General features: G+C 44.8%; 23 protein-coding genes. 7 read left to right on the plus strand and 16 right to left on the minus strand.

Annotated features, from left to right (window positions below):
- Window positions 1-124 precede the first annotated feature (124 nt).
- The 4 genes from D0A37_RS25750 to D0A37_RS25765 all read left to right on the plus strand — a co-directional run bounded on the left by D0A37_RS25750 (window position 125) and on the right by D0A37_RS25765 (window position 3,856).
- Window positions 125-550, plus strand: a complete 426-nt coding sequence (locus D0A37_RS25750; RefSeq protein WP_242718750.1) for a DUF4359 domain-containing protein — start codon at window positions 125-127, stop codon at window positions 548-550.
- A gap of 233 nt (window positions 551-783) precedes the next feature.
- A complete protein-coding gene (locus D0A37_RS25755; protein WP_242718751.1) occupies window positions 784-1,344 on the plus strand; it encodes a TerD family protein in 561 nt (186 codons plus the stop codon).
- A 229-nt stretch (window positions 1,345-1,573) separates the two neighbouring features.
- Complete coding sequence (locus D0A37_RS25760) at window positions 1,574-1,726, plus strand: hypothetical protein (RefSeq protein ID WP_242718752.1); 153 nt, start codon at window positions 1,574-1,576, stop codon at window positions 1,724-1,726.
- Window positions 1,727-1,876: 150 nt separating this feature from the next.
- Window positions 1,877-3,856 carry a TerD family protein gene (locus D0A37_RS25765; RefSeq protein WP_242718754.1) on the plus strand — a complete coding sequence of 660 codons (1,980 nt, stop codon included), beginning with the start codon at window positions 1,877-1,879 and terminating at the stop codon, window positions 3,854-3,856.
- 73 nt (window positions 3,857-3,929) lie between these two features.
- On the opposite strand, the gene D0A37_RS25770 is transcribed toward D0A37_RS25765, so the two are convergent.
- The 9 genes from D0A37_RS25770 to hisH form a co-directional block, all read right to left on the minus strand.
- Window positions 3,930-5,258 (minus strand): glycosyltransferase, encoded by a 1,329-nt coding sequence (locus tag D0A37_RS25770; RefSeq protein WP_242718756.1) that lies wholly within the window; start codon window positions 5,256-5,258, stop codon window positions 3,930-3,932.
- A 47-nt stretch (window positions 5,259-5,305) separates the two neighbouring features.
- Window positions 5,306-5,485 carry a hypothetical protein gene (locus D0A37_RS25775; protein ID WP_242718758.1) on the minus strand — a complete coding sequence of 60 codons (180 nt, stop codon included), beginning with the start codon at window positions 5,483-5,485 and terminating at the stop codon, window positions 5,306-5,308.
- Complete coding sequence (locus D0A37_RS25780) at window positions 5,482-5,829, minus strand: hypothetical protein (RefSeq protein ID WP_242718760.1); 348 nt, start codon at window positions 5,827-5,829, stop codon at window positions 5,482-5,484. Before D0A37_RS25780 ends, D0A37_RS25775 begins: the two co-directional genes overlap by 4 nt.
- Before the next feature lie 44 nt (window positions 5,830-5,873).
- Window positions 5,874-7,043, minus strand: a complete 1,170-nt coding sequence (hpsO, locus tag D0A37_RS25785) for a hormogonium polysaccharide biosynthesis glycosyltransferase HpsO (RefSeq protein WP_242718762.1) — start codon at window positions 7,041-7,043, stop codon at window positions 5,874-5,876.
- 30 nt (window positions 7,044-7,073) lie between these two features.
- Window positions 7,074-8,048 carry a hormogonium polysaccharide biosynthesis glycosyltransferase HpsN gene (gene hpsN, locus D0A37_RS25790; RefSeq protein WP_242718764.1) on the minus strand — a complete coding sequence of 325 codons (975 nt, stop codon included), beginning with the start codon at window positions 8,046-8,048 and terminating at the stop codon, window positions 7,074-7,076.
- Window positions 8,049-8,066: 18 nt separating this feature from the next.
- The gene (locus tag D0A37_RS25795) at window positions 8,067-9,713 is read right to left on the minus strand and encodes a glycosyltransferase family 39 protein (protein ID WP_242718766.1); all 1,647 of its coding nucleotides are present in this window, start codon (window positions 9,711-9,713) and stop codon (window positions 8,067-8,069) included.
- A 198-nt stretch (window positions 9,714-9,911) separates the two neighbouring features.
- On the minus strand, window positions 9,912-11,372 hold the full coding sequence (glmM, locus tag D0A37_RS25800) for a phosphoglucosamine mutase (protein WP_242725766.1): 1,461 nt from the start codon (window positions 11,370-11,372) through the stop codon (window positions 9,912-9,914).
- A gap of 256 nt (window positions 11,373-11,628) precedes the next feature.
- Entirely contained in the window at window positions 11,629-12,171 is a 543-nt protein-coding gene (gene rsmD / locus D0A37_RS25805; protein WP_242718768.1) for a 16S rRNA (guanine(966)-N(2))-methyltransferase RsmD, read from the minus strand.
- A gap of 216 nt (window positions 12,172-12,387) precedes the next feature.
- Entirely contained in the window at window positions 12,388-13,023 is a 636-nt protein-coding gene (hisH, locus tag D0A37_RS25810) for an imidazole glycerol phosphate synthase subunit HisH (protein WP_242718770.1), read from the minus strand.
- A gap of 46 nt (window positions 13,024-13,069) precedes the next feature.
- On the opposite strand from hisH, the gene D0A37_RS25815 reads away from it, so the two are divergent.
- Entirely contained in the window at window positions 13,070-13,591 is a 522-nt protein-coding gene (locus D0A37_RS25815; RefSeq protein ID WP_242718772.1) for a pyroglutamyl-peptidase I family protein, read from the plus strand.
- A 113-nt stretch (window positions 13,592-13,704) separates the two neighbouring features.
- On the opposite strand, the gene D0A37_RS25820 is transcribed toward D0A37_RS25815, so the two are convergent.
- From D0A37_RS25820 to lgt, 4 genes are all read right to left on the minus strand, one after another.
- Complete coding sequence (locus D0A37_RS25820; RefSeq protein WP_242718774.1) at window positions 13,705-14,187, minus strand: flavin reductase family protein; 483 nt, start codon at window positions 14,185-14,187, stop codon at window positions 13,705-13,707.
- Window positions 14,188-14,339: 152 nt separating this feature from the next.
- The gene (locus tag D0A37_RS25825; RefSeq protein WP_445242450.1) at window positions 14,340-15,218 is read right to left on the minus strand and encodes a dienelactone hydrolase family protein; all 879 of its coding nucleotides are present in this window, start codon (window positions 15,216-15,218) and stop codon (window positions 14,340-14,342) included.
- Between the two features lie 107 nt (window positions 15,219-15,325).
- A complete protein-coding gene (gene cobM, locus D0A37_RS25830) occupies window positions 15,326-16,105 on the minus strand; it encodes a precorrin-4 C(11)-methyltransferase (RefSeq protein ID WP_242718776.1) in 780 nt (259 codons plus the stop codon).
- 120 nt (window positions 16,106-16,225) lie between these two features.
- A complete protein-coding gene (gene lgt, locus D0A37_RS25835) occupies window positions 16,226-17,119 on the minus strand; it encodes a prolipoprotein diacylglyceryl transferase (protein WP_242718778.1) in 894 nt (297 codons plus the stop codon).
- 339 nt (window positions 17,120-17,458) lie between these two features.
- On the opposite strand from lgt, the gene rlmN reads away from it, so the two are divergent.
- Window positions 17,459-18,568 carry a dual-specificity RNA methyltransferase RlmN gene (gene rlmN / locus D0A37_RS25840; RefSeq protein WP_242718780.1) on the plus strand — a complete coding sequence of 370 codons (1,110 nt, stop codon included), beginning with the start codon at window positions 17,459-17,461 and terminating at the stop codon, window positions 18,566-18,568.
- 330 nt (window positions 18,569-18,898) lie between these two features.
- Here rlmN and D0A37_RS25845 read toward each other — a convergent pair whose 3' ends face one another.
- The 3 genes from D0A37_RS25845 to D0A37_RS25855 all read right to left on the minus strand — a co-directional run bounded on the left by D0A37_RS25845 (window position 18,899) and on the right by D0A37_RS25855 (window position 21,376).
- Entirely contained in the window at window positions 18,899-20,008 is a 1,110-nt protein-coding gene (locus D0A37_RS25845; protein ID WP_242718782.1) for a class I SAM-dependent methyltransferase, read from the minus strand.
- Window positions 20,001-20,672: a phosphoribosylglycinamide formyltransferase gene (purN, locus tag D0A37_RS25850; protein WP_242718784.1), complete on the minus strand. Its 672-nt coding sequence runs from the start codon at window positions 20,670-20,672 to the stop codon at window positions 20,001-20,003. Before purN ends, D0A37_RS25845 begins: the two co-directional genes overlap by 8 nt.
- Before the next feature lie 128 nt (window positions 20,673-20,800).
- The gene (locus tag D0A37_RS25855) at window positions 20,801-21,376 is read right to left on the minus strand and encodes a GNAT family N-acetyltransferase (RefSeq protein ID WP_242718786.1); all 576 of its coding nucleotides are present in this window, start codon (window positions 21,374-21,376) and stop codon (window positions 20,801-20,803) included.
- A gap of 59 nt (window positions 21,377-21,435) precedes the next feature.
- On the opposite strand from D0A37_RS25855, the gene D0A37_RS25860 reads away from it, so the two are divergent.
- Window positions 21,436-22,326, plus strand: coding sequence for a carbohydrate ABC transporter permease (locus tag D0A37_RS25860; RefSeq protein WP_242718788.1), 891 nt, complete (start codon window positions 21,436-21,438; stop codon window positions 22,324-22,326).
- Window positions 22,327-22,370: the final 44 nt, after the last annotated feature.

A 22,370-nucleotide genomic window follows, 5' to 3' on the forward strand; every position in this document is an offset into this window, starting at 1 on the left:
ACCAGTCAGAGACTTACTCGCAACGGGCCTCCAATCTAAAAACTGTCCCCTCCTTTCTGAAATCTGTTTCTGGGGAGGTGTAGTTTAAATCAAGAGAAGCTTATAAATTAACGGAGCTAAAAAAATGATTATTGATAACGCAATGAATACTAACAAACCAACTTCTAATTTTTTCGGCAATGTGGGAAAAGTCACGATGGCTCTGACTCTTCTGGCGGCGGGCATGGCATTTACAAATCCTGGGAGAGACAAATACCTAACTTATGCTTCCGGCGTACTCCAAACCGAGCTGGAAAGCACTGTGTGCAAAGATTCTCGCGTTCCGAAAGCTTTGAGCGGCATTACAGATAGTTTAATCGGCAGTTGCAAGAATTTGCTGACTTCGCAGCGGAACACGATCGAAAGCTTGCTCGACAATACAACACAGCGTCAAAACTTAGGTGTGGTTAGTATTTACACCACTGAATTAGGCAAAAAAAGCTATCAAACGGTTGGAGCTTTTGGTAATTTTGTTACCCTGCCACCGAGTTCTGAAAATGCTCAAAATTAGACTCAAATTAAGTTCAATTGTTGAAACCGGGTTTTGTAGAAAGCCCGGTTTTTGCTTAGGTAATTCTCTCTGAGTAAATCTCAATAACTTCGGAGAGCGGTAGCACTTGTTTTTAATGAGGGCCGCTATTAGAGACAAAATATTAAGTTTTCTTAAAGAAGAAAAGTTATTGTCCCACTTAATATTAACATGAACGCTATAAAGTTTGATGTTTAACAAATAAGCAGATGGCAATGCAATTAAGTAAGGGTGAGAGATTTAATATCTCTAAAGAAGCGCCCGGTTTAAAAAAAATGGCGATCGCCCTCGGTTGGCAGGTGACAGAGGCAGGACAAAGCTACGAGATTGATGTCTCTGCGTTTATGCTAGGTGCTGACGGCAAAATACCTAACGATCAATATTTTATCTTTTACAATAATCTGCAATCCTTTGACAATTCGGTACTGCAATCGATTCCTGAAAAAAACAACCGAAGTCAAGAGAATAAGACCCTTTACGGCGTTATCTTAGAAAGAGTTAATCCTGAAATTGAGGAAATAACTTTTGTTGGGACTATTCACGAAGCAGATAAAATCAAGGCAAATTTTAGCAATATCAAAAATGCTTTTATCAAAATTAGCAATTTGGATACAGGGAGCGAACTTGTTCGTTATGAATTAAAAGAGAACTTTTCGCTAGAGACTGCTGTAGAATTTGGTCGCTTGTATAGAAAGAATGGAGAGTGGAGATTTCAGGCGGTAGGAGCAGGATATCAGGCAGGATTGCAGAGTTTCGTTGATAAGTATTGCAACTAAAATAGTAATAATATTGCTCCAATTCCTCACGAGTTGGCAGCGGTAACTGTCGATGATTTGCAGTTTCCGGCTGGGGAGTTGGAGGTGGAGTCAGAACCGGAATCGGAACAGTCTCGTCTGGAGCTTTTGGTAAATTTGTTACCTTGTTACCTAGTTATGAAAATGCTCGAAAGTAGGGTCAAACTAACATATTGCACCATTCTCAATAAGCTTTTTATGAACAGGCAAGATGCCTGTTCCACAAGAGATGAATTTTATTGTGGAACAGGCATCTTGCCTGTTAAGCGAGAATGGTGCAACATCTCAGGTCAAATCAAGTTCAATTGTAGAAATCGGTTTGGGAGAAAGTCAGGTTTTTAATTACGTAATTTTACTTAAGTAAATCTCAATAAATTTCAGATACAGGCAGCACATATTTTTAATCAAGCCCGCTATTAAAAGCAAAATATTAAGTTTTATTGAAAGCAAAAATTATGCGGCGACTTAATATTAACATGAACACTATAAAGTTTGATGTTTAACAAATAAGCAGATGGCAATTCAATTAAGTAAGGGTGAGAGATTTAATATCTCTAAAGAAGCGCCCAGTTTGAAAAAAATGGCGATCGCCCTCGGTTGGCAGGCGACAGACGCAGGACAAAGCTACGAGATTGATGTCTCTGCCTTTATGCTAGGTGCTGACGGCAAACTACCTAACGATAAATATTTGATCTTTTACAATAATCTACAATCCTGTGACGGTTCGGTACTGCAATCGATTTCTGACAAAAATAACCGAGGTCAAGAAAAGAAGACTATTTACGGCGTTATTTTAGAGAAAATTAATGCTGAGATTGAGGAAATAACTTTTGCGGTCACTATTCACGAAGCAGATAAAATTAAGGCAAATTTTAGCAATATCAAAAATGCTTTTATCAAAATTAGCAATGTGGATACAGGAAAGGAACTGGTTCGGTATGAATTAAAAGAGAATTTTTCGCGAGAGACTGCTGTAGAGTTTGGTCGTCTGTATAGAAAGAATGGAGAGTGGAGATTTCAGGCAGTAGGAGAAGGATATCAAGCAGGATTGCAGAGTCTGGTTGACAAGTATAAAAGCGGAAACAGCAATAATATTGCTCCCATTAGTAGGGAGTTGGCAGCGGGAACAGCAGCAGATGATTTGCAGTTGCCGGCCTGGGAGTTGGAGGTAGAGTCAGAACCGGAAGCGCAACAATCTCGTCAGACTCGAAGGGTACAGCCATCACGAATTAACAATCAAGTTAATAACTCGCGAAGTCGCAAAATACCCGCAGCTTTATTAGCAGGTTTAGGGGTTTTGGTGTTGGGGGCAGGTGCAGGGATGAGCGCCTTTATGCGATCGGGAAATGAAACGCTTAAGCAAGCGCAAATACTGGTCGTTGAAACGCAGAATGCAGAGAAAGTCACGGATGTCAATTGGCTCAGAAGTTTCGATAAACGACTTAAAGAAACGATCGCCAATTTAGAGAAAATTCCTAACTTCCCTGGCTTTGGGTATCAACAAGCTAGAGCTGACTTGCTGAAACTGCGCCCGATATTGGTTCCAGTAGCGCAAAATTTAGAGGCCGCAGAAAGTCTAGAAAAAGCTCAACAATTGGCAAGGGAAGCTGCTGTGGTTGTGCAAAAACCGCCTCATCCGATGGAAGTTTGGCATCAGTCGCAAAGTAAATGGCAACAGGCGATCGCACTTTTAGAAGTGATCGATTCACGTACACCTGTTTATAATCTAGCTCAAAATAAGTTATCCCATTACCGCGCTAATCGTGCTGTTATTAGTCAAAGAGTTGCGATCGCTCAAAAAGCTGCAAATTTTAGCAACCAAGGTTCTTTGAAAGTTCAAAAGGGCGATGTTCCGGGGGCGATCGCCAATTTTACTCAGGCTTTAGCACTGAATCCGAACATACCTCAAGCTTACCTCGGATTGGGAATTGCTACTGGCCAACAGGGAAACAAGCAGCAGGCAATTTACAATTACGATCGAGCGCTACAATTTAATCCTAACTTGGCAGAAGCTTATTTCGGTCGCGGTCAAGCATACTATGAATTGGGAAACAAGCAAAAGGCGATCGGGGATTACGAACAAGCTATTCGCGTTAATCCTAATTATGGTTTGGCTTATTTGGAACGAGGTGCTATTCGCTGTATGTTGGGAACCAAATCGCAAGCAGTAGCAGATTTTAACCAAGCTGGAGAACTTTTCTTAAAGCAGGGAGACGGAAATAATTACAAATTAGCACAAAGCTTTATTAATGATTGTCAAGAACCGATTGCAGAGGCTGCAATCTGCGATTATCGAAGGAACATAGACTCCTTCGGCCGCCCCTGCGGTCGATCAGTTAATGTTCCGATTATAATTAGAAGAAAATCCGCGACTGCTACCTCAAACTCTGAGTCTACTGAGGTTAAAAGCAGTAGCAGCGTTGAAAAAATCTCGCCTGCAAATTCTGATAGCAGCAGTACAAGAACTCGCAGCAGGCGCAGAAGCAGAAGGTAAACCGCTGTGGCATTAGTCAATATAGCAACCGCCAAGAGGGTTAGGAGGTTGTTAATGGCTGAAACGATGGATTTTATTGCTTCTTCCTTCTTCCTTCTTCCTTCTTCCTTCTTCCTTCTGCTATAGATGACAAAATCTCCTGGTAAGCATCGATGGTTTGCTGGGCGATCGCCTCCCAGTTATAATGCTTTTTGGCATACTCTTTGCCGTTCAATCCCCGCCGTTGGCGCTCTTCGGGATTCAGAAGTGCTGATTTGATTGAATTGGCGATCGCCCCTACTTCCAAAGGCCCCACCCAACCAGCCTCTGCTTGCTGTATGTCTTCCGCAATATGTATGCGATCGGAAATGGCGACAGGTACACCCGCGGCCATCGCTTCTGCTACAGCAATGCCAAAGTTTTCGTAATAAGAAGGCAATACAAATAAGTCGGCTTTTCTCAACAGTTCAACTTTTAAATCACCGCTCACAAAGCCAGTTATTGTTGTGTATTTTGCTAAGCTTGAATTGTGTATTTTACTTTTAACTTGTGTTTCATAATCAGCATCTTGGGGATTTGAACCAGCTAAAAAAAAGTGAAACTCTATGCCCGATGCCAAAATACTTTCTAATGCGGGAATTAGCAAATCAAGCCCTTTTTTAGGTTCAATTCGCGACATAAATAAGATGATTGGCACTTGAGATTCCCGCAATCTCTTAGGAAACAAACCTGCTGTCACCCCCAATGGAATCACCAAATCCCGTGGCATAGGCATCTTGCCTGTGCTGCCCAAATCCTGTGGCACAGGCATCTTGCCTGTGCAGTCCAAATCCTGTGGCACAGGCATCTTGCCTGTGCAGTCCAAATCCCGTGGCACAGGCATCTTGCCTGTGCTCCCCAAACCAAATCTTTCTGAGATTTTAGCTTCTTCTTTACTTGTGAAGTGAATTGCGGCGGCCCCTGCTAAATTAGGGCGTTCTAAAAGCGTGGCATAAATCTGTTTCAAGCGCTTTTTTTTCTCCAAGTCTGCGGGGTCAAGCATACCGCAGGGACGCATAATATATGGCAACTTGTGATATCTAGCAATTGTCGCAGCGAGGGTAGTTACTGGTGAGAAAAGAGCGTGAATGTGAGCAAGGTCAAATTGTCGCGCATTTTCATTTAACCACTGCAATAAACTCAGAGAAAATTTATATCTACGCCAGGGAGAACAGCGGAAATAAATAATCTGATAGCCGTTTTGTTTTATTGGTTCATTCAGAGGAACATCTAAGGGAAGTTGACCGATATCTCCGTTAGAATCTGTGGTGATAATGGTGACATCAATGTTTTTTGCTGCGAGGGCCGCAGAAAGTTCGAGTACCATTTGACTCGGCCCCCCATAGACGAGGGAAATGGAGGGGATAATTTGAAGAATTCGCATGGGGGATAGTTATTTAAATCAACATACCAACATCTCCCATTACAAATTTAATTATCTCGAAAAGGCTGCCCGTCTAACTGTTCAGCTTCCTCTCTCTTTGTTGCTGTAATCTGGGTATTGTGAGCCATTGTCTTGGAAAATTCATACATCTCAGTGGCTTTGGCTTCCGCCGCTTTCACAATTTCCAGGATTTCCAAGAGTTGGCTTTCATCTGGTAATTTTTTCATGGCAATACTTCTAATCTCTCAACTACGTTTTTTATCATAATTCTAGTTTCGGGAGCTATGTGTAGCAAGGCTGCTAAATAATCTCCTGCTTTTTGAACATCTTCATCGGGCACACCAGCCAGCAATACATTGCCCACCATGTGCTCTGCTTGTAAGCGAACACCTGCTACGCAGAATTGAAAATTACTGATCGAAGAAAAGTATTGCATCAGTATTTCATTTTGTGGAGAAAGAGACATGGCTCTTCTAAGTGCAAAAAGTCCCAGCGTTGCTTGGCGCTCTGTATCGTCTAGTACCTGGTAGAGTTCGCTAACCAAAGAGCGTAGGTCGGGAGGAATAGACATTTACCACAGTTTTTTTTATTTAACACTTGCATTATAGCTAAAAGTTACAACAATTCTTTGTAGAATTCCAATAACTGCTCAGCTAAAGCTTTATTTGTATAATTGCTCATCGCTCTATGATAACCCCGATCGCCCAAATCAGCCGCCAACTCCCGCCGCTCCATCAATTGCTGCAAACACTCTCGCAAAACCCCTGCATTTCCTTCTGGGAATAATAACCCCGCATCGCCTATGACATGGGGAATTTCCCCACAGTCGGAACCAATAACCGGAATGTGACAGGCCATCGCTTCAATTAAAACGTGACCAAATTGTTCTTTCCAGCCCACAGTGGTCAAAGTTTTGAATTTATAGCTGGTTTGCGAGGGCAATACCAAACAGTTCATTAAGTTAATGTAGGGGGGGATTTCTTCGTGGGAAACGCTTTCTACCCAGATTATTCGGTCGCTGATTCCCCATTCCATACATTTTTCGGCGAGGTGCGTCCGCAATTTTCCTTGCCCTACTAACAGCCACTTCCAAGAGTTTTTTTTCAACCCTGCCAAGGCTTCAGCTAAAGTTAACAATCCTTTTTCTTCGACAAATCGCCCTACAAACCCTACCACAAAATCGGTCGGTTCAATGCCGAACCCGCGCGATAAATCAGCGTCTTTACCAGTGCGACGAAATAAAGTTTCGTCTACTCCGAGTTGTGGCATTACTTTTACCGCACCTTCATAGCCCCGCTGCCGCAAAATTTTAGCTCCATCTAAGTTACCTGCAATAATTCCGTCGGTGTGCTGAAGATTGTAATTTTCTAAGACTGAAATTGGCCAATTCAATTGATAAGGCAGATTCCACCAAGTAAATAATATATTTTTTGCTTGGAGTTTGAGCAGTTTATTTAGTAAGATTAATTGAGCACAAGCGAGGGATTTTGAACCTTGCTCAACTTGGATTATCTGGGGTCTAAAGTTTTGCAAAACTTTAATTAAATCAGTGCCAAAGCTTAGCAATCCTTGATTGTTTTGACTAAAGTTGGAGACAGGAATTACTTTAAATGAACCCTTTTGATAAAATTGCGTTTCTATAATTTTATTTTGTACGCCTCCGGGTTTCCAACGCTGCGGCACTACAAGTGTTACTTCAATATCGGGTTCTAGGTTGGCTAATATCTTGAATTTTTCCCGATTAATGTCCACAATATAGGTGTGACTAGCCACGAGAATTCTCATTTATTGGGAAGGGCGAAGGGGAATAGGTAATTATTGAGCGCTAATCTTGTCTTGATGGCTGTAAATTTGTCCATCATTCCACAGAGATTGAATTAGTGTATTTATAGCACTGAGAAAACCCAAGATATAAAAAGCAAATCTAGTTATAATTTTAATGGGCGAGTGGCTTTTATAACAAGGCGGATTTCCCAAAACGTGGCAATCAAAGAGTTTGGCAAAAAATCGCAGGCATTGAAAGGCTGTTAAATTTTTCAATCCCATTAGAAAGTGATTGTGATAAAATGTGATTTGATATTCGATCGATCGCGTACTGACATCGTGACACCCGCCGCTCTCTTCCCCCAAGTGAACTAAACACGCATTGGGATCGTACCAAATTTTCATGCCCGTCGATCGCAATCTCAAACAAAAATCCGACTCCTCCCGCACCGCACTCCCTGCAAACCGCTCATCAAACCTCAGCCCGCATTCGGCAAATACCTGCCTGCGAAATGACATATTGCAGCCTCTAGCCGAGAGCACCTGCTGGGGTTTTACTGTATGTACCAAATCGATAAAATACCAGGCAATCCCGGCATCCATCGCTTCTGAGGGCAAATATTCGATCGCCAAATCGCCTCCAGAATTATCCAGTTTCATTCTGTCAAAAACTCGACCCGCCACACATCCCACATCGGGTTTTTCTAAATAGTTGTCAGCGTGAGCAGCCAAAAAACCCTCTGGCAATTGTACATCATCATCAATAAATAAAATAATCTCTCCAACTGCGCGCCGCACTGCATAATTTCGAGCAGCAGGTAAACTCGCCCAATCTACTCTAAACCAGCGAATTTGGCCAGCATTTGCCAATTCCTCTAAATAAACTTGAGTTTCCGACTCGTGGGTGCGAGTTTGATCAATTACCAGCACTTCAAAATTTGGGTAATTTTGCCGAATTGCATCAGCTAATGTCTCTCGCAGAGGTTGCTCGCGGTTGTAGGTAGGTATCACAACAGAAATCATCATTTGCAGTTGCCACTTTCATTATTTCTCCACACGCCAAAGCCAGACACCGCCGGGCTTGTAAATTCGTGTGATTTTATATTTTTGCACTTTTTCTAGTTCAAATTGCAAGGCTTCTGTAGCTCCGTAGAGAAATACATCGCTAAAACCATCAGGAATTTTAACTTGTTCGGGTTTAACTGCCAGTAAAAGCTGTACTTGTGGATTCATAAGATAGCTGACAGACAGTATTTTCCCTGTGAGGTTGTTGCCTCCGTGACTGATTACTAAAGGTTTTTGCGCTTGATTGACAATCGCGGCTACTGAGGGATTGTATTTAGTGCTAGAAGGATACTTGTTCCACCACAGTTGTGACTGTGAGCTGACGGCACAAGAAACTATTCCACTCGATATTAGCGCTATTAAACCGAGCTGCCACAGTTTTTGTTGGCGGGGATTGGTGGCGACTGCAATTTTAGCGGTGAATAGATAGGCAACAGCTATCTGGATTGCTAAAATATAGGGAACCAGATAGCGATCGGCAACGCCTCGCACTGCTATCAATACTATCGCTGTAATTCCGATCGCTGTCAATAGAAACAGCCAAACTCGTTTGGGAGTTGAGCGACAGAGCGAGTCTATTGAATGTGTGATCGCTAACAGCAATACGGCCACTACAATGAGTCGGATTAAATTGGTAGTCATATTGCTCGAACCCAATTTTATGATTCCGCCCGCCCAATGCGTGTCGATAAACATTCGGCAGGTGATGAAAATTAAAGGTTTAAGTGAAGATATGAAAGACAGGGAAAGGCGGGGCAAGCCTACTGTTGCTTCGATTTTTGGCGCGTTCTCAAGTAATACCCAAATCCAAGGAGCAAAAAGAATTATTGCTATCGCGGCAGTTACTAAATAAGTAATTAATGTCTTGCCAAAACGCCCATTCTCCTTAATAATCACATAGATGCCGTGGGCCAATATTACTAAAAAAAATAATAAACTAGAATACAGTCCTAAAGTCAGCGAGATCGCATAAATAAACCAAACAGCCTTGCTCAATTTAGATGTGGCGGGAGAATTTTGTAGGGCGATCCTCTTCGAGGGCTTCGCTAACGCCCGTAGCAGAATTGCATTCGACAGCAAGACGAGGACTGCAAACATCATGTATGGTCTTGCCTCTTGCGCGTACAAGACGTGAAAGGGTGAAACAGCAACCATTGTAACAGCCATCCATCCCACAGACGCAGAGCGAAATAATTCCCAGCACAGCCAATAAATGCTGGGAAAAACTAACAAACTAATCAAAGCTGAAAGACTTCTAACAGTCGCCACTTGCGGGCCGAACAACTGCACCCAAAACCTGGCTAAAATAAAATACAACGGCGATAGCTGGGGTTCTTCTGTAGCTAAACCTTTAACAGTATCCCACCAAGTTTTTTCGGGACTTATCTGCTGGTATTTCCGCTGCAAATCTGCGACGCTAATTGTTTGTCCTTGAAAATCTTGCTGCACCATTTCCGTCCAAGTGTAGCCAGAAATTCGCAGCGAGGTGATTGATTCGTCGAACGAGTAGACTTTGCAATCGAGATTAGTAAAGCGAAACCATATCCCCGTTATTAATATGACGACAATTAAAATTTTTAACGAAATTCGATGCAGCCGCCCATTTTGAATTGATTTGGTGTTCATACAATCAGAAATGGGGAAATGAAGAAAGAAGGATTTAGTTATTGAGGAGAGAGGGAATAACCAAGAGGGAATAAAGAATGAGAAATGGGTTTCAATAGCCCCTATATTTATCTAAAGGCTTCTTCCTTCTTCCTTCTTCCTTCTTCCTTCTTCCTTCTTCCTTCTTTCTTCTTCCTTCAGATTAATTCCCCATTTCCATCAGATAGCTATGTGTTGCTGAACGGCTAAAACTAAATTTTCAGTCCAGAAATTAGCCAATTCGGCGCTGGCAGCTTCCACCATAACTCGGATTAGCGGTTCAGTGCCAGAAGCGCGCACCAAAACCCGTCCCTGTTCGCCCATTGCTGTTGTAGCACGTTCGATCGCACTTTGCATTGCCTCGCACTCGTGCCATTTCAGGCGTTTTTCGCGATCCTCCACCCGAATATTTCGCAGCAACTGCGGATAAGTTTGGAAACTGCCACTTACCAAGTGTGCCAAAGATTGCCCGGACTGGCGCACCAGCGAAGCCAAATGCAAAGCGGTCAGCAAACCGTCGCCGCTGACACCGTAATGCGGACAAAGAATGTGTCCAGACTGTTCGCCGCCCAACATGGCACCGGTGCGCTGCATTTCAGCGTGAACGTACTGATCCCCGACGTTGGTTCTAGTTAGTTTGCCGCCCAATTCTTCCCAAGCTCGCTCGAAGCCCAGGTTAGCCATTACAGTAGAAATAATTAAATTGGATGGTAACTGTTCGGAGTCGCGCAACTGCCGGCCCCACAGATAAAGAATGTAATCGCCGTCAATCGTTCGACCTTGGTTGTCAACACACAAAACTCGATCGGCATCCCCGTCAAAAGCAAATCCCAAATCAGCATTGTGTTCCAGAACTGCCGCTTGCAAACTGTCGAGATGAGTAGAACCGCAGTTAACATTAATGCGAGATCCATCAGGAGAGTCGTGCAAACAGATCACATCCGCCCCCATTTGCGCGAACACCGCCGGCGCCAAACCTGCGGCCGCCCCCCAAGCCAAATCCAAAACTATCCGCATTCCCTCCAAATTCATCTGTTGCAGCGAATCACAGACCGAAGTGGCATAATCTTTCACCAACTCAGAGCGATGGTAGTGCTGCCCCCAACCCAAGCTAGCAATTGGAACCTTTGTCCCCCGGATTCCCGCTTCGATTTGTTCCTGTAACTGCTGCGACAGCTTCGAGCCGTTTGATCCGAAAAACTTAATGCCGTTGTCTTCTGGGGGATTGTGAGAAGCCGAAATCATCACTCCGCCGACCGACTCCGAAACGCTTGCCAGATAAGCAACGCAGGGAGTGGGGCACAATCCCAAATTCCACACTTCCAAACCGGCGGCCGTCAAACCTGCTGACAGTGCCATTGCCAGCATATCGCTGGAATTCCTGCTGTCTTGGCCCAAAATCACAGGCCCCTGGTTGGGGGAATGTTGGCGTAGAACTTGTCCAGCCCAGAAGCCCACTTGCAGGGCTAAGGGTGCATTCAGCAATTCTCCAACTTTCCCGCGAATGCCGTCTGTGCCGAAGAGTTTGCTATTTGGCAGGGAGAGGCTATTTCCCAGCAGAATCGTATCCAGTTTGGCTGGCTGTACCGAGTTAACAGCCGGAAACTCGCTGCCACGAGGGCGCGAAGGTGTCTGAACCATATTCACTCCTTTAGGAATATTCACACTCACACTTTGGGTTCATGTTACAACTGAAAGTCTTTATTTTCAGCCTAAACTCCATTTATTTCGTCGATTGCTCAAGCAACTTGCTCTAACAACCTACGCACAAAGCTTAACTTCATCGGAAAAATTTGTATTGTACCCAAGGGAAAAACTTGGAGTCCCGGGCGCGCCAACGCCATGAAACCCGGTTTATTTCTGCCTCCAAGAGTGACGCTGCTGCCGTTTTAGCCTATCAGGCACTGCGTGTGTAGAAGGTTAATGCTGTATTGCCGTATATTTTCTGGCGGCAAATTTCTAGACCGGAAATCGGTTGTGCCGATCGCTCCGGGCTGTGTTCGATCGCGATTTCGCCGAGGAGTGCTAGCATTTCTTGGCTGGCGATCGTGTTTAACACAGGTTCGTACAAGTCGCTGGCGTAGGGCGGATCGAAGTAAATGCGATCGAACTGCTGCCCCGCTAGTGCCGCCAATTTCGCCGTAGCGTTTCCCCGCAGTATTTGGAATGTTTGGGACGAGTCTGCTACTTGCTCCCAGTTTTCGCGGATAATCGCACAAGCTTTCGCCGACTGTTCGATGCCAGTGACACTCGCAGCTTGACGACACAAAGCTTCTGCACCCATCGAACCGCTGCCGGTACAAATGTCAAGCCATCTGCAATCTGCGATCGTCCCTTGCCAAATATTAAATAAAGCTTCTCTGACTCGCGAAGGTGTAGGGCGAGTTGCGAGTCCCGGCAGGGTTTTGATTTGGCGATTGCCACAGATTCTTAAACTCATTTAGGAAGAAGGAAGAAGGAAGAAGGAAGAAGGAAGTTCGGCAACGGATTCTGTAACGGATGTAACGGATGTAACGGATGTCAGGAAGAAGGAAGTTCGGCAACGGATTGTGTAACGGATGTAACGGATGTCAGGAAGAAAGAAGAGGGAAGAAGACTTTTAAAAATATCAAACCCGGTTTCGGCAATCTACCGGGTTTTTCAAGACTCATGCCACCTAAGCAGGTACTTTTTCCCTCACGAGACTGACAAAATTTGACAGCATTTGCAATCCCGTAGTCGAAGACTTTTCCGGGTGAAATTGCACAGCCATCAGATTGTCTTTAGCTATAGCCGCCGTCACATTTTGACTGCCGTGAGTCACAATTGCCGATCGCACTTCCCAATCAACTGGATCGACATAATAAGAATGCACGAAATAAACCCAAGGATCAGACGGTAAATTTTGCCACAGCGGCAAATTCTGCTGAGTAAATTCCAATTGATTCCATCCCATGTGCGGAATTGTCAAACCCGGTTCCGAGCGAAATCGGCGCACTTTTCCCGCAATAACGCCCAATCCCGGTTCTACGCCTTCTTCGGAACTTTCAAACAGAATTTGCAAACCCAAACAAATGCCTAAAAAAGGTTTTCCCGAGGCGATCGCCCTTTTTATCGGTTCTATCAAATTGCGCGATCGTAAATTCTGCATTGCCGGGTCAAACGAACCCACCCCCGGCAAAACCACCGCATCAGCCTGCTCGATTATAGCAGGAGAATCTGTAATTTTTGGCACTGCACCCACATTTTCCAAGCCTTTACAGACCGAGTGCAGATTGCCCATGTCATAGTCTACTACTGCAATGACAGACATTGACTTACTTGCCTTATATTATCAATATCAGTATTATTGCACAAATATGACAGCGAAAATCCTGCTAACCTCATTTGATACTTGGCTTCCCCATCAGCAATCCAACTCTTCGGACGACTTATTAGCCAAGATTTCCCATATCAAATCTTTGCCGGATTCCCTGACTTTTTTGAGGAAACTGCCAGTAGATTTTCAGCTAGCACCTAATTTAGCGCTCGCCCAAATCAAGCAACTCCAACCCGATACTATTATCTGCTGCGGCATGGCAGAAAGTCGGCAAAAATTAACCGTAGAATCTTGCGCTTGCTGCGATAGCGACATTCGGCAAACATCAGTTAATCTCGAACCGCTAGTCGCTGATTTAGCTGCCACAGAAATCAGTCACGAGGCCGGAAAATTTGTATGCGAAGCCCTATATTATGCGGTTTTAAAACATATTTGCGATTCTCAAATAGCCGCTAAATGTATTTTCGTCCACGTACCAATTTTAACTCCCGACAACGCTGACAGAATTGTCGCCGATTTTTTATTAGTTATGCGACGCCTAACTCTTGCAAGTAATAAATAGGTCGCTCTAATTCAACTTAAAAATGTGTTTAGTATTCAGAAACCCGGACTTTTAAAGAAACCGGGTTTCTCAGTGTTAGTTTTTTTTACTAACAACTGCCAACTGCCAAGTCTTTAGCCGCCGTAATTCCAACCCGTGCTTTCTAGCAGCAACGGATTGCCTTCTCGGTGGACGCCTGCAGCCACAACTTCTCCCACATAAACCGTGTGATCTCCGTGTTCCACAGCACCAACAACTTTGCACTCAATGTAACCCAGAGAATCCGAGATAATCGGACAACCAGTTTCCGCGCCTGGATAAAATTCTACATCCTCAAATTTATTGCCAACGCGGCGCTGCTGCTTGAAGAATTTCTGGGCTAACTCTTTTTGCCCTGCTTCTAGGAAACTCAAAGCAAAGACACCGCTGGCTTTGATCATGCCGTGGGATTTGGAGTCTTGCTTAACGCAGTTGACAACTAAGGGAGGGGTAAAGGAAGATTGCATCACCCAGCTAGCGGTGAAACCGTTGACTTCCTCCCCGTCTTTGACACCGCAGATGTACAATCCGTGAGGGATTTTCCGCAAGATGGTCTTTTTAGCTTGTTCGTCTAGCACGGGCTTACCTGTTCGATCGATAATTCTACATCGCTCAGTTTACCAATATCGGGATCGCAAACCCACCTGTCTTAAGGGCTATTCGCTAATATTGCCTTTTTCGATCCCAAACTTGACACCAGTTTTAAGTGAAAATTAACAACTCACAACTATTAGGAAACTCCATACTTTTTAAACCAATCTTGCATCCGTTTCCAAGCATCCTCAGCTTCTTTTTCCCGGTAACTGGGGCGATAGTCAGCGTTAAAACCGTGCGGCGCATCTGGATAAAGCACAATTTCGGAACCGCTGCTGCCACTTTTGAGAACTTCCCGCATTTTCTCAACTGTATCGTTGGGAATTGACTGGTCTTTGCCACCGTAAAGCCCCAATACGGGCACTTTCAAACTTGCTGCAATGTCGATCGGCTGTTTGGGAGTTAAATCCGTAGAATTGCCCACCACACGCCCGTACCAAGCCACTCCTGCTTTGACTTTAGGGTTGTAGGAAGAGTACAGCCAAACAATTCTGCCACCCCAGCAAAATCCTGTAATTCCTAACTTATTAGTATTGCCTTTTCCTGACTTTTGTGCCCACTCTACGGTAGCATCTAAATCAGACATAACTTGAGCGTCAGGAACTTTCGAGACAACTTTACTAATAATTTCTTGAACCTCAGTGAGTTTAGAAACATCACCTTGACGGGCAAACATTTCTGGGGCGAGCGCTAAATAACCTAATTTTGCAAAACGGCGGCAAATATCTTGAAGGTGGGCGTGAACTCCGAAGATTTCTTGAATTACTAAAATTACTGGAAAATTGCTGCCGGTGGCTGGCATGGCTCTGTATGCTGGAATTGAGCCGTCTTTTACAGGAATTTTTACCTCACCTGCTATTAAACCAGCAGCATCCGTATTGATAACGGCAGCGGCAATAGGATGAACTGCTAAGGCAAATCCGGCGCTTAATGCGGTGACAGTGATAAATTGTCTGCGAGTTAAATCTTTCATCGGTAATGGGGAATGGGGAATGGGGAATTGGGCATTGGGCATTGGGCATTGGGTATAGGGTATAGGGTATAGGAACTAACAAATAACCAATAACTAATGACTAATGACTAATGACTACTGACTAATGACTAATGACTAATGACTACTGACTACTGACGGAAAAGCCGATCGTGCTCTGGATGGTACAAGCGCGATCGCCCTTGTGCTGATTTTCCCAACGCCGGACTAATAACGTACATTGTCGTTCTGACCAAATTATTTTCGCGGGTAGCAACTGCCATTTTGTCAAGGGGAACTAGCACAATTTTTTCATCCGGCCAGCCCAACCGATAACAAATCGCTACAGGCAAATCCGATGGGTAATGTTCCATCAATTTAGCTTGAGCCTGTTCGACATGGCGGGCACTCAAATATAGGCACAAACTCGCTTGATGAGCCGCTAAACTCGCCAATTCTTCGCGTTCCGGTACTTCTGTTCTGCCGCTAATTCGCGTCAAAATAATTGTCTGCACAACTCCCGGAACTGTCAACTCAATTTTTAGTTTAGCTGCGGCAAGTTGAAAAGCGCTAATTCCCGGGATTACCTCAAAAGCAATTCCCTCGGAAGCCAAAGCTTGCATTTGTTCCCCGACAGCCCCGTAGAGACAGGGATCGCCGGAATGGAGACGGACTACGCTTTTTCCGTCGCGCACTCGTTCCACCATCAAAGGTACAATCTCTTCGAGGGTCTTATCCGCAGTTTGGATCACTTCAGCATCCGCGCGCACCCCCTGCAAAATTTGCTCTGGGACTAGGGAATCAGCAAATAATATGACATCGGCCGCAGCCAGTAATTTTTGAGCCTTAACAGTCAACAAATCCGGGTCTCCCGGGCCTGCACCTACAATGTATACCCCTGGGATTAGGGCTTCAATCTCTGTTAAATTCATTGCTGCTAAAAAAATTTCTAAATTTACTGTCGCTTCCGGATGCACCTATTTTGGTTGGAAGTAAGAGATGGTAGATGCACCCTGGTTTTGAACCCTAGAGACTAACCTCTCTGGGGTTTTTTATTGATCCTCTGGGGATTTCTGAGTGATCTTTGCCCGATCGCTATTGGGGGAGACAACATCGGGTAAAGGTCGATCGAGTAAATAAAGCCAAGCTAACCCACCCAAGCCTAAAACAATCCCAGTCAAGCTTACCATCTGTGCCGTCCGCAGTGGCCCGAACATCAAACTATCAGTTCGCAGCCCTTCAATCCACACTCGACCGCAACTGTAAGCTGCGATATAAACCAAAAATAAAGCACCAATTTTCAAGCGAATTTTGCCCTGCAAATCGCGGAAAAACAAAGTCAGAAGCAACCCAAATACTGTCAAATTCCACAGGGATTCGTAGAGAAATGTGGGGTGGAAGTATTCAAAATTAGCGTAGGCGGGCGGGCGGCTGTTGGGGGGAATATAAAGTTTCCAAGGCAAATCCGTAGGACTGCCAAAAGCTTCGGAGTTAAAGAAATTTCCCCAGCGTCCGATCGCCTGACCGAGAATTGCCGAGGGCGCGATTAAATCTGCCAATTGCCAAAAAGAAACTCGCTGGATTTTCGCAAAAATTAAAGCTGCGATCATGCCGCCCAAAATCGCCCCGTGAATGGCAATTCCGCCTTTCCAAATCGCAATAATATCCTCTGGCCTCTGGGCGTATTGCTGCCACTCGAAAGCCACGTAATAAATTCGAGCGCAGGGAATAGCGCCGATAACCAGCCAAATTGCCAAATCACCCAGCAATTCCGGGTTAACACGGCGTTTTTGGGCCAAGTATTGGGACAGACTGACCCCAATCAAGACGGCAGAAGCTATCAACAGCCCGTACCAGCGAATGGCTACGGGGCCAAGTTGAAAGATAATTGGACCGGGCGATGTAAATTGAAACGCTAAGGGCAGCGCAAGAATATTTAGCACCATAAAAGTTGCATTAATTGTGATGGAAAGCTGTCAAATTTGCATACCCTTTAACAAACTCCAGAGTTTATTTTAGGTGGCGGCGGTCATTTACACGCCATTTTTGGGGAATTTTGCCAAAAATTAACTTTGTTGCGGACATTGGTGTCTGGAGTGTTCTTTGTGAGTCCACAATAAGAGCCCCCTAACCCCCTTTTTTAAAGGGGGGAACCGGATTATTCTTAAAGTCTCCCTGATTAAGGGGGATTTAGGGGGATGGAGACTTCACCTTTTGGAGGATTAACGGCAGCTTTGGTAGAGAAGTTTTAAAATAGAGGGTGGCTTTAAATTTTCTGATGACCTATGTCTCCTACTTCCGTTTCTCAGGTGTACTCTTCTGGTAATTCCAAGGGTGCGAATCAGTCTCGCAAGACTGCTGCTTTGGCTGTTGAGTCGGGTAAAATTCCGCCCTTGCTGGGGGCGAGTTTGGCTGAGTTAACGGAGTGGGTGCAGCAGCAGGGACAACCGGCTTATCGCGGAAAGCAGTTGTACCAGTGGATTTATGAGAAAGGTGCGCGATCGCTCTCTGACATTTCTGTATTCTCGAAACAGTGGCGCGAGACTGTTGCTAAAATTCCGATCGGGCGATCGACCATTCATTATCGATCGGTCGCACCAGACGCCACCGTAAAGTATCTCTTAAAATTGGCAGACGGTCAAATCATTGAAACAGTAGGCATTCCCACCGATAAACGGCTGACTGTGTGCGTCTCAGCCCAAGTTGGCTGCGCGATGGGCTGCGACTTTTGCGCTACCGGAAAAGGCGGTTTCAAGCGCAATTTAGAAAAACACGAAATCGTCGATCAAGTCTTGACAGTACAGCAAGATTTCGGCCGCCGAGTCAGCCACATCGTATTTATGGGAATGGGCGAACCCCTGCTGAATTTCGATAATGTTGTAGCTGCTGTCAAGTGTTTGAATCAAGACGTAGGAATTGGACAGCGAAATATCACCATTTCCACAGTAGGAATTCGCAACCGCATCAGCCAACTAGCCGAACATCAACTGCAAGTTACCCTCGCCGTCAGCCTCCACGCTTCCAATCAAAGATTGCGCGAAGAGTTAATTCCTAGCGCCCGCCCTTATCCTTTGGGTGAGTTAATCGCAGAATGTCGGGAATATGTGCGATCGACTGGACGCAGATTGAGTTTTGAATACGTACTTTTAGCAGGTGTGAATGACTTACCGGAACACGCAGCCGAGTTAGCAAATCACTTGCGCGGTTTTCAGTGTCACGTCAATTTGATTCCTTACAATCCGATTCAGGAAGCTGAATATAAGCGACCGACTCCCAATCGAATTAACAGTTTTGTTGCGGTTTTGAAGGAAAAGAAAATTGCAGTTAGCGTGCGGTATTCTCGCGGCTTAGAAGCAGATGCCGCCTGCGGACAATTGCGGGCATCCGAGGTTTAGGATTGGATTTTTAACCCCTAAAATTTGTTGTAGGCTGCGTTAGACCTGAGATGTTGCACCATTCTCAATTAGCCTTTTGCGGGCGGGCAGGATGCCCACCCCACAAGAAAACTCCGTCTTTGTGGAACAGGCCGGAAAGCCTGTTCTTAAGAATGGTGCAAGATGTGAGTTAGACGGCGTTATTTTATCAATCATCGATAAACTACTTTGTGACGCACCATACTAACTCTTTAAACTGTTCTGCCTTTAAATTGTCTGTCAAAAAAAATCAAAGTCTTGTGGGGTGGGCGTCTCGCCCGCCCTGAATATACAATTTAAATGCGCGACAGCTTACAAGCGTTTAACAAGTATCCACCGCAACTCTAACGGCGGTGTTTGTTGCACGGGAAATAAATCGCGCCCGCTAGCCCAACTGACAAACCAAGGTGTCGGCGGCCACGCAGAATCAGGCAAATGTTTTTGTTCGTATTCAATCACCGATTCATCAGAAATAATTTCTAACGGCAAACCCTCTATTGCTGCTTGCAATTCTTGTCTGGTAATCAGATAAGACCAACACAATTCAGACATTTGTTTGGCCATCTCGTCGGGTTCGTACCCATCTACAGCTAAGAAAGCACTGAATAATATAAACCCGCCACTTAAAACGGCATCGGACATTTTGCCGAGGAACAAACGAATTTGTTCGGGGTAGCGGAAATGAGAGAGAACTTCGGTAGCAATGGCTAATTTGTACCGATAAGTTTTCATTCTCAATAAGGGGTCTAAAACGTCGCCTTGGGTGACATTTATCGGCAAGTTTTCGGCGGTTGCTGCTGCTGATAGCTTCTCGGCAAATATCGGTGTTAGTTCGATCGCATCCACGGAATGGCCTAACCTTGCTAAAGGCAAACTATTGCGCCCTGGGCCCGCACCGACATCTAAAATAGGTGCTTTTCCCGGTTCGCCTAATTCGGCGGCAGTGGCGATGACTTTGGTATCGGGATGGCTGCCGAATAAAGGTTCGGGACGAATATCCGGCCAGCTATGATATTTTTGGGCCATCGATTCGATTTGAATCTTGGTATTCAGAGTAATGCCGCCGGCTAAACCGGTTTGGGAATTGGCGGGAAAATATGAGACTATTAGATGAGCGTGGGGGGAATTTTTGAATCCTTCTGCTAAGGCGTTGGCGATTAATGTTCGTAAGTTTTCGGTTTGGGCAGCGTCGATGTTTTGTCCGAGAATGTTTAAGAAGTCTGACAGTAATTTAAGATAGTCGTCTAGCATCGATGGCAAGCAAGGCAGATAGAATTCTCCCTTGAGGCCGATGCTCCTTTTGAGCCTTTCTTTGAGAATTAATTTCAGGCGATTGGAGTCTGTCAGCGACGGGCCTATTTCGGGTGATTCGCTGACAGGCAATTCCGGGGAAGATGCAGCACTGGTGAGGTTTTTAGTCACAATATTTTCGATTAGATTCGGCAATAAGTGCGATCGCACCGAGCATAATCTTGTGCTCTTGCACCTGAATTCTCGCGTGCAGTGTTTCTGCGGTATCCTCAGGCAATACGGGCACCGCAGCCTGCATTAAAATGGGCCCGCTGTCTACTTCTAAACGGGCGATATGCACCGTACATCCGGTGATTTTAACCTTGGCAGCTAGTGCTTGCTCGACGGCGCGAATTCCTGGGAAACTCGGCAGTAAACTGGGGTGAATGTTAATAACGCGATCGGGAAAAGCATCAAACAAAACTTTGGTAACAATTCGCATCCAACCCGCCATCACGACCCATTCTACATCATATTCTTGAAAAGCTTTGACAATTTTTGTATCTAATTCTTCGCGGCTTTTGCAGTCGCGGTGATTGAGCAGAATCGAGGGAATGCCGTATTTTTCTGCTCTGGCGGCGGCTTTGGCTTCGGGGTTATTGTAAATTAATACTGGGATTTGAGCGTTGAGTTGTTGATTTTGGATGGCTTGGGCAATTACCTCGAAGTTGCTGCCGCTTCCTGATGCTAAAACTCCTAATTTTAATGGAGGATGGGCCGCAGCGAGCGCACTTTTGCCAATCTCAGGAGAAATCAGGCAGGCATGGGAATTAACAGATACTGGATTAGCGGTCATAAAGATAAAAACTATTCACTCGTCTTCTACAATACAGGTAAAGGGTAAGGTGTGCTTGGTCGCACTCTACATGGAAATATTGCCTAAGTCCTAAGTATATTTTTTTTCGCTGACCTACTGATTCACTCTTATTCTACAATATTCTCAAAAAACTCTTCCCTGAGAATCGAATAAAGTTTTAGATCCCAATATCTGTCTTTCACAAATAGGTGCTGTCGCAATACCCCTTCCAATTGCATCCCCACTTTTTCCATCACCCTAGCGGAAGCAATATTGTTAACTTCACATCGAGCCATAATTCGATTCAGCAACATCTCCCGAAAGCCGAATTCAATAACTGCATTAGCAGCCTCGCTCATGTATCCTTCGCCCCAATAGCTCCTAGAGAGTGCGTAGCCAATTTCCGCGCGGCTGTGCGTCATGCTCCATTCCACAAATCCGCAAGTCCCGATAAACTTTTTCTCGACTTTGTGGACAATTCCCCAATCTACAAGCTCTCGTCTTTTGTACATTTTTGTAAGTGACTTGAGAAAGTATTTAGTGTCTTCAATCGAGGTGTGGGTTGACCACATTGTGTATTGTGATACTTCGGGGTTTGAGGCATACTCAAACATCTCGCTCGCATCGTTTAAAGTAATTTTTCTGAGCAGGAGCCTTTCAGTTTCTATAGTGGGTAAATGAGCTAATATATCGAGAAGGTTCATTTTGATATTGACCTATATTGTGATACCATTTAAAACTAAAAGCTAAAATTTACAAGCCAATGGTTCGGATTAAATTTGGGCGTTTTAACTGGTTGGATAATGATGCGATCGCAGCTTGGACTTTCCTGGCCCCAGCTTTGCTGTTTCTGGGTACTTTTTTGATTTGGCCGATCGCCTATTTATTTTACCTCAGCTTTACCAGCGGCAGCTTTACCCAGTCGGGAGTGCGTTGGATTGGCTTGAACAACTACTCGCGTCTAGTCACAAACCCGGATTTCTGGCAAATTCTCCAAAATACGCTCTATTTTACTACTGCAACAGTCATTCCCAGTTTGGTGATTCCTTTGGGCTTAGCAGTTTTACTAAATCGCTCGTTTGCTTGGCGAGGAGCTCTCCGCACCGCTTATTTTATTCCTTCGATTACCTCTTTAGTTGCAGTTGGCTTGGGTTGGCGGTGGTTGTTTCAAACCGCAGGCCCGGTGAATAATGCCCTAAGTGCGATCGGCTTAAATCCAATTCCTTGGCTGAGTAGCACAGTTTGGGCAATGCCAGTGATAATTCTGCTCAGTGTTTGGAAACAATTAGGCTTTAATATGGTAGTATTTTTAGCAGGATTGCAAGCAATTCCGGTAAATCGTTACGAAGCCGCAGAACTGGATGGAGCTAATGCTTGGCAGCAATTTTTGTACATCACTTTACCCGGTTTGCGGCCGACTTTAGTATTTGCTACGGTCACTACTGCTATTTTTACTCTTCGGAGTTTCGAGCAAGTTTACGTTATCACCGGCGGCGGCCCTTTGAACTCTACTAATTTGCTAGTTTATTATATTTACGAGCAAGCTTTTTCGCAATTTGATTTTGGCTATGCAGCCGCAGCGGCAACTTTCCTGATGGCTATAGCTTTGATATTAGTTTATTTACAACTAAAAGTTTGGGGCGAAGATGCTTGATATCACGTCCGGTAGCATCCTTCGTGTATGGTTCCTGTATGGGC

Source organism: Microcoleus vaginatus HSN003 (assembly GCF_022701255.1).
Classification (GTDB): Bacteria; Cyanobacteriota; Cyanobacteriia; order Cyanobacteriales; family Microcoleaceae; genus Microcoleus; species Microcoleus vaginatus_B.

Bases quoted from the DNA above. Each gene is read 5' to 3' on its own strand.
- D0A37_RS25765 (WP_242718754.1), top strand. From the start codon at position 1,877: ATGGCAATTCAATTAAGTAAGGGTGAGAGATTTAATATCTCTAAAGAA.
- lgt (WP_242718778.1), bottom strand. From the start codon at position 17,119: ATGGTGCTAAATATTCTTGCGCTGCCCTTAGCGTTTCAATTTACATCG.
- D0A37_RS25755 (WP_242718751.1), top strand. From the start codon at position 784: ATGCAATTAAGTAAGGGTGAGAGATTTAATATCTCTAAAGAAGCGCCC.
- glmM (WP_242725766.1), bottom strand. From the start codon at position 11,372: ATGGTTCAGACACCTTCGCGCCCTCGTGGCAGCGAGTTTCCGGCTGTT.
- rsmD (WP_242718768.1), bottom strand. From the start codon at position 12,171: ATGAGTTTAAGAATCTGTGGCAATCGCCAAATCAAAACCCTGCCGGGA.
- D0A37_RS25760 (WP_242718752.1), top strand. From the start codon at position 1,574: ATGCCTGTTCCACAAGAGATGAATTTTATTGTGGAACAGGCATCTTGC.
- D0A37_RS25855 (WP_242718786.1), bottom strand. From the start codon at position 21,376: ATGAACCTTCTCGATATATTAGCTCATTTACCCACTATAGAAACTGAA.
- hpsN (WP_242718764.1), bottom strand. From the start codon at position 8,048: ATGATGATTTCTGTTGTGATACCTACCTACAACCGCGAGCAACCTCTG.
- D0A37_RS25780 (WP_242718760.1), bottom strand. From the start codon at position 5,829: ATGTCTATTCCTCCCGACCTACGCTCTTTGGTTAGCGAACTCTACCAG.
- hpsO (WP_242718762.1), bottom strand. From the start codon at position 7,043: ATGAGAATTCTCGTGGCTAGTCACACCTATATTGTGGACATTAATCGG.
- cobM (WP_242718776.1), bottom strand. From the start codon at position 16,105: ATGAATTTAACAGAGATTGAAGCCCTAATCCCAGGGGTATACATTGTA.
- hisH (WP_242718770.1), bottom strand. From the start codon at position 13,023: ATGTCTGTCATTGCAGTAGTAGACTATGACATGGGCAATCTGCACTCG.
- D0A37_RS25775 (WP_242718758.1), bottom strand. From the start codon at position 5,485: ATGAAAAAATTACCAGATGAAAGCCAACTCTTGGAAATCCTGGAAATT.
- D0A37_RS25815 (WP_242718772.1), top strand. From the start codon at position 13,070: ATGACAGCGAAAATCCTGCTAACCTCATTTGATACTTGGCTTCCCCAT.
- D0A37_RS25795 (WP_242718766.1), bottom strand. From the start codon at position 9,713: ATGAACACCAAATCAATTCAAAATGGGCGGCTGCATCGAATTTCGTTA.
- D0A37_RS25770 (WP_242718756.1), bottom strand. From the start codon at position 5,258: ATGCGAATTCTTCAAATTATCCCCTCCATTTCCCTCGTCTATGGGGGG.
- D0A37_RS25750 (WP_242718750.1), top strand. From the start codon at position 125: ATGATTATTGATAACGCAATGAATACTAACAAACCAACTTCTAATTTT.
- D0A37_RS25825 (WP_445242450.1), bottom strand. From the start codon at position 15,218: ATGCCCAATGCCCAATTCCCCATTCCCCATTCCCCATTACCGATGAAA.
- D0A37_RS25860 (WP_242718788.1), top strand. From the start codon at position 21,436: ATGGTTCGGATTAAATTTGGGCGTTTTAACTGGTTGGATAATGATGCG.
- rlmN (WP_242718780.1), top strand. From the start codon at position 17,459: ATGTCTCCTACTTCCGTTTCTCAGGTGTACTCTTCTGGTAATTCCAAG.
- purN (WP_242718784.1), bottom strand. From the start codon at position 20,672: ATGACCGCTAATCCAGTATCTGTTAATTCCCATGCCTGCCTGATTTCT.